Origin of the sequence: Collinsella aerofaciens ATCC 25986 (assembly GCF_964239575.1) — a bacterium.
Taxonomy (GTDB): domain Bacteria; phylum Actinomycetota; class Coriobacteriia; order Coriobacteriales; family Coriobacteriaceae; genus Collinsella; species Collinsella aerofaciens_BQ.
Genome location: NZ_CAXSQQ010000043.1, coordinates 1 through 5,165, shown reverse-complemented (window position 1 = coordinate 5,165; position 5,165 = coordinate 1). Strand labels below are relative to the sequence as shown.

The following is a 5,165-nucleotide window of genomic DNA, read 5'->3' as shown; positions in this document are numbered from 1 at the left end:
CTTGCGCATTCAGCGAAATGCAGGGTATGGACGGCCGGTCCGGGTCCAGCCCCGTAATCCGGCATGGTTTTGAAATGATACTAATTCACTAGCAGGAAAACTAGGTCGTTCTAGCGCCTTGTCGCCGGCTAATTTCCGAGTTCCAACCAGTTGCTCAGAACATTTGCTCGCAGTCGCGTCTCGGCGCGCTTCATTGCCTCGGATTTGGCTTTATATCGAATCCCCAAACGACTGCAGACGCTTTTGACTATGGCGTCTAGCTGTTTTTTGTCGTTAAGCATATCGTGGGTTACCAGGAACACATCGAAACCCATGCTCTGGAGCGCAGTCATGCGCTCCGCATCTTGGTCAAGTACCGCGCCTGACCCATGGATGACCTCACCTTGGATTTCGATAATTGCTGCCTTCATTAGGATTGGGTTTACAATCACGATGTCACCGTAGCAAACCTTTTGACCTGCGATGCTTTGGGCTTCCTCGGATAGAGGGGTTAAATCGTTGAGGTATACGTATCTGAATCCTGAACCACCTAGACTTCGAGAACGACTTAGAAGCAGGACCCCCGCGACCTCGAGTGGAGATGCAGCAATGCCGATAACCTGCTGAGCGGCATCATAAAACTGCTTTCCCCACATTTGACTTTTGACCTTGTCGGCGAATCGATGCAGATCGCTTAGCTCGATGAGCGGCTTTCTCATCCAAAGAGAAGTACCTTTGAGTTTCGTAACCTCTCTTTCATCCTTACGCTCGCTCGTTTGGCCATCATTATCTGGGTCCTTTACGGTTGCGGGGGCATAAACTTGTTTCCATGGAACCTCGTCTTCGCCCTCTCCAAGTTCGGACAAATCCTGCGTGCTGGAATTGCGATTCTCCTCTACCGCCATTTTTAGCTGCATTTCGGCAGCGGGAGCCGGCTCGAATACAGAAAACCAGCCGCAAAGTTCGTACATAGCTAGTACGAGATCTATTGGGGACACAAAGCGTGTCATAGTAAATAACGTGTTAAGCGGATTAGTGACACTAAAGCCTAAATGAGTGTCGATTGTTGTGCTGGCATCCGATGCCCCTTCCCAGCGAATAGTGGAGCGCAATCCCGAGTGGTGATTACAACAACCTGGCGAAGCAACAGCGATAATCGGGGTCTTGAGGACATCGGTTACGAAAGGGGCTTGGGATAGGGTCCGCCAGCCGTCATCGGAGCTGGGTAGGCGCGGGTAGAGGTCATGCACCTGCGGTGGGCAGCGCCAGTAGCGGAAAGCGGTGTTTGCGCAGACGATTTCGTCCATGTGGCCTCCCCTGGTTTCGACCGTAGGCCGTGCGGATTGCGGGCATGGCCGATTATCTACCGGGGCATCATGCGGGTAAGTACGGGAAGCAAACCAAATGCTGACAAAAGCATGCCGAGTTCCGCCGAAAAACCGTCGTGTGATAGAAAACCGCTGGAAGGAGCTTTGGGCATGTGGTCCCTGTCTCCACATTTGCGCGCGGATCACATGGGGAATTCAATGAAAATACGCATGCGTTTTATACAAAACATGCAATGGCGTCAGCAAAAAGGGTGCGAAAAAAATGACGCCTTATACGACTACGATTCGTCTTGGAGTCACCCTTGGTGTCAAAAAAGAAAAAGGTCAGAAGTTTAACACCTCTGACCTATGCTTTAGATGGTGGGCGATACAAGATTCGAACTTGTGACCCCATCCGTGTGAAGGATATGCTCTACCCCTGAGCCAATCGCCCGTCGCCTTTCGGCAAAAGAGATACTAACATAGCCGTACGTGGTTTACCAAGAACTTTTTGCCCCCGATTTTAAATTCGTGGGTGCTAGCCAAGCCAAAGCAACCAAAGCAATCGACAAAACCGCAGCTAAACCACCATTTACCGCTTAATCCACGAAGTCTCGGGGCGGCAGATAAGTCGCGCGTTGTTGTAGGCCATGTCGAGCGTGAGGCAGGTGCGCGCGGCGTAGAAACCGTCCTCGCGTTGGATGGTCAGCGCCAGCTCGGGCTTGTCGCCGGTCAGGCACAGCGGTAGGAGTAGCTGGATCCGGCCGCCGTAGAACTGCGGCACCGCGAGCGTATAGTTGGCTGCGGCGCGGCGGGCGGCCTCGACGACGGCTCCCTCAAAGGCACGGCGCAGCAGCAGCGAGTTGCCCTCCCCCATCAGGCTGGCGGGAATACGAGTCAGGTTCTCTTCGTCGCCCAGAATGTGGTCGATGTTGGAGCGGATGGGAAGGCGGTAGTCAAAGACAAGCTCGGAGGGGTCCTCGGCAAAGCGCACGCGGCACGGCAGGTACTCAAACGAGACCAGCATGGGGTCGCTCTCCTTAAAGAAACCCTTCAAAAACCAGCGCTGGCGCGCGTCGGGCTTGGTGTTGGGCTCAAACAGGCCGTAGATGGTCTCGTAGCGGCGCGTGTACAGGCCGGTGTTGAACAGGCATCGGTCGTCGTCGAACACCAGCGGCAGGTTGGACGGCGCGGTCTGGTCCACGTCGCGCTCGGTCAAAAATACCGCGCGGCTAAACGAAAACGACAGGTAGTTCTTGAGAATGCGGTTGCAGGGACCCCAGTCCTCGGGATCGGCGAGGTCGGCCAAGCGCTCGTAACAGGGCTCGGGGCAAAACGCAAAGTCGTATACATTGCTGCACAGGGTGTTGGGGATCTCCATGTGGCGTCCAATCCATCTCATAATTAGAGTTTGGATGCTTAGATTTTATACGTGCGACGCACCGTCGAGACACACAACGCAATTGCGGCGCAGCTCGTCGGCGAGTTCTGCTCGCGTGCGGTTTCCGGAAACAAGGTCCTGGATCCAGGCGTAGTGCTGGTTGTCTTTGGGTTCCGAGCTATCGGAAAGTACGATTGGAGCACTAACGGCGTAACAGGAAGGTCCCGCCCGTCAACATCGGCAATCATGAGTTGACAAGCGTAATCATGCCTCAATTGCGGTTTAGCAATAGAATGTCGGGGAATCATCACCAAAGGTTTCGCGCCACTTGTCACAAATGTATCGATGGTTCATGGTGATTAGTTTTGAAAGATCCCTGAGATCTTTAGCCGGAATCTTGCTCTCGTTGTTCGCAAGTGTGCATCCGCCATTTTTAGTGAGCCAAAACTTAGTCGAATTTGCAGCTGCCCTCTTTACTCCTACATGGATGTGAACGGGCTCGCCATTTTCTGCAATCCAAAAGAACAGAACATACTGTCCAAAAACAAGAATTCGAGGCATTATGCCACCGCCGGTCCGGCTTTTTGACGTTCTGCAAGCTCGAAGATAAACGGAGCGTTTGACCTAACGAACTCGGTCAAAAAATCCAGGTCGTCTGTAGAAAATCCTTCGACGTTAAACCATTTGACCGCAGGTAGAAAGCATTCTGCATGGTCAAAACCAAAATCAATCGGGCGCTCGACGGCCACGTGAACGGTCCCGTCGTCGCGTGTTTCTGAGTAGGCAAACTGAGTGCCATCATCTAGCTGAACATAGCTCCAAAGCATTGCTGCCTCCTTAGTGTTTACATCCGAGTATAAACAACCGCTTAGATGCAACGTGATGCGAATTGAATTATTCCCATAGACCTGAACTGCTGATTATTTGTTTAGTTGAGATTTGAACCGTCTCACACTTCAGTGTCTTTTTGGCATGGAAAACCGTCGCTGTGCGTTGATCATGCGGTTATTGATGAACTTTGAGCATAAACAGAATTCGTCACTCCGCCCGCTGTCCTAGATAAACTCTCCCGTCTCCAGGTCAACAAAGTCCGCGAGTTTTATCTTTCCGGAGAAGCCGCTCCCCTTGTACTTTCCCGCATAGGTCTCAGCGTCGTATTTGAACGAAATGTTATATAGCTTTCCAGTCTTTGTCTTCCTGATTAGCCCGTTTTCCAGCATGTAGCTCAGTACCCTCTTATGGCCTTTTCTATCGTTTCCGTTTAGGTAAAAGCAGCAGACACCTTGTTTCGAACCCGCCGCGATGAGCGTTTCGGGATTCGAGTATTTGGCCTCTACGACGACGCCGTCAAGAACTGCGGTTCCGACAATGTCGTCCATGAGGGCGGTTTTGAATGGAGAGAAGAAGAACATCCATTTGCCGCATTGGACGGGATCTATGTCGTGGATTCGTTCCTTGTTGATAAACCAGATCCATGAGAACGATTTGACCCTGGCAATCGAGCCGGATTCGTTAAGAAGCGTTTCTTCGACGGACGGCGTTAATTCCTCGTTGTTGCCTGCGTTATTTGAGCTTGCCATTTCATTTAACCTAACATTCGCCTTTAATAGAGCACTTCATCAGCAGCCTCGAGCGCTTGTATCGCCGCGCGTTTTAGCTCATTGAGACTTTCGTAGCAGCTTCCCGACAGCGGGATTATTCGTATGTTGAATGAGTCACCGTACTTGTAGTCGGCATATACATCGCAATTGCCCCTACCGAGAAACTGTATGGCCGCCCGATCAATTGCCTTTGCGCTTTGGCCTACGTAGTACAGATCTTTGGTCGCATTATGGACAATGTAGATGCCAGTAATTTCGCCTTGCTTTGTCAGGGCCTTTCGCTGAGCCATAAACTCTTCGGCGCTTGCAACGATTTGCGGATCATCTTCTAGGAGGGATTGGCGTAGCCGCAGTAGTTTCTCTTGTTGCTTTGATGCTGTAATAACAAGAAGGAGCCCGTCTACAAAAAAGAACAAGCCAATAAGTAAGAAAGTAAAAGAAAGCGAGCCATATATGTTGGCACTCGATGGCAGAGCGTAAAAGAGACTGACAATTGCCAATACAAGACCAGCAGCGCTGACGACTTTTCCGATCGGGATGAGCCTTCTTGGAGGGGCCGATGCGACGGTTTTGATTTGATAGTAGTTCCTCATGGTATGGCTCCAGTGATATAGGCAATTGGATCCAAATGGAGCTTTATAAACGGCATCATTTGGATTGCAATTATCTTATCGCTCTGGCAGATGGGGTGTAAGGCTCAACATCGGTAATAGATCGAGAGGCAGTCGAGCTAAACAAAATAGTGCCGTCGCAGCGATGGCTGATACGGCACCAATCTCTAAGAAATTGATTTAGTAGAAGGCTAAAGACTTCTGCAATGGCGATCGCGTCGAAAATGTTGGTGTAAGGGTGACGCCCTAGCGCCCGTTTAACGAAGAACGGCCTTCGTCCTAGAAT

At 51.2% G+C, this 5,165-nt stretch carries 7 protein-coding genes and 1 tRNA gene; all 8 read right to left on the bottom strand.

What is annotated here, in order from left to right:
* Window positions 1–128 precede the first annotated feature (128 nt).
* Window positions 129–1,286: a putative endonuclease domain-containing protein gene (locus ACESUZ_RS09925; RefSeq protein WP_373199888.1), complete on the bottom strand. Its 1,158-nt coding sequence runs from the start codon at window positions 1,284–1,286 to the stop codon at window positions 129–131.
* 379 nt (window positions 1,287–1,665) lie between these two features.
* Window positions 1,666–1,740: transfer RNA gene (locus ACESUZ_RS09920), tRNA-Val, on the bottom strand.
* Window positions 1,741–1,878: 138 nt separating this feature from the next.
* Complete coding sequence (locus tag ACESUZ_RS09915; RefSeq protein WP_373199887.1) at window positions 1,879–2,667, bottom strand: DUF3825 domain-containing protein; 789 nt, start codon at window positions 2,665–2,667, stop codon at window positions 1,879–1,881.
* 282 nt (window positions 2,668–2,949) lie between these two features.
* A complete protein-coding gene (locus tag ACESUZ_RS09910) occupies window positions 2,950–3,228 on the bottom strand; it encodes a DUF4160 domain-containing protein (protein ID WP_373199885.1) in 279 nt (92 codons plus the stop codon).
* Window positions 3,228–3,494 carry a hypothetical protein gene (locus ACESUZ_RS09905; RefSeq protein WP_271740659.1) on the bottom strand — a complete coding sequence of 89 codons (267 nt, stop codon included), beginning with the start codon at window positions 3,492–3,494 and terminating at the stop codon, window positions 3,228–3,230. The genes ACESUZ_RS09910 and ACESUZ_RS09905 overlap by 1 nt, the downstream gene beginning before the upstream one ends.
* A 228-nt stretch (window positions 3,495–3,722) precedes the next feature.
* Window positions 3,723–4,247 (bottom strand): hypothetical protein, encoded by a 525-nt coding sequence (locus ACESUZ_RS09900; protein ID WP_271740660.1) that lies wholly within the window; start codon window positions 4,245–4,247, stop codon window positions 3,723–3,725.
* A gap of 23 nt (window positions 4,248–4,270) precedes the next feature.
* Window positions 4,271–4,861 (bottom strand): GIY-YIG nuclease family protein, encoded by a 591-nt coding sequence (locus tag ACESUZ_RS09895; RefSeq protein ID WP_373199883.1) that lies wholly within the window; start codon window positions 4,859–4,861, stop codon window positions 4,271–4,273.
* Window positions 4,862–4,931: 70 nt separating this feature from the next.
* Window positions 4,932–5,165: hypothetical protein (locus ACESUZ_RS09890; protein WP_373199881.1), on the bottom strand; the 234-nt coding region annotated here is incomplete at its 5' end.

Excerpts from the sequence above, each read along its gene's own strand:
- ACESUZ_RS09925 (WP_373199888.1), bottom strand. The coding sequence starts at position 1,286 with ATGGACGAAATCGTCTGCGCAAACACCGCTTTCCGCTACTGGCGCTGC.
- ACESUZ_RS09915 (WP_373199887.1), bottom strand. The coding sequence starts at position 2,667 with ATGGAGATCCCCAACACCCTGTGCAGCAATGTATACGACTTTGCGTTT.
- ACESUZ_RS09910 (WP_373199885.1), bottom strand. The coding sequence starts at position 3,228 with ATGCCTCGAATTCTTGTTTTTGGACAGTATGTTCTGTTCTTTTGGATT.
- ACESUZ_RS09905 (WP_271740659.1), bottom strand. The coding sequence starts at position 3,494 with ATGCTTTGGAGCTATGTTCAGCTAGATGATGGCACTCAGTTTGCCTAC.
- ACESUZ_RS09900 (WP_271740660.1), bottom strand. The coding sequence starts at position 4,247 with ATGGCAAGCTCAAATAACGCAGGCAACAACGAGGAATTAACGCCGTCC.
- ACESUZ_RS09895 (WP_373199883.1), bottom strand. The coding sequence starts at position 4,861 with ATGAGGAACTACTATCAAATCAAAACCGTCGCATCGGCCCCTCCAAGA.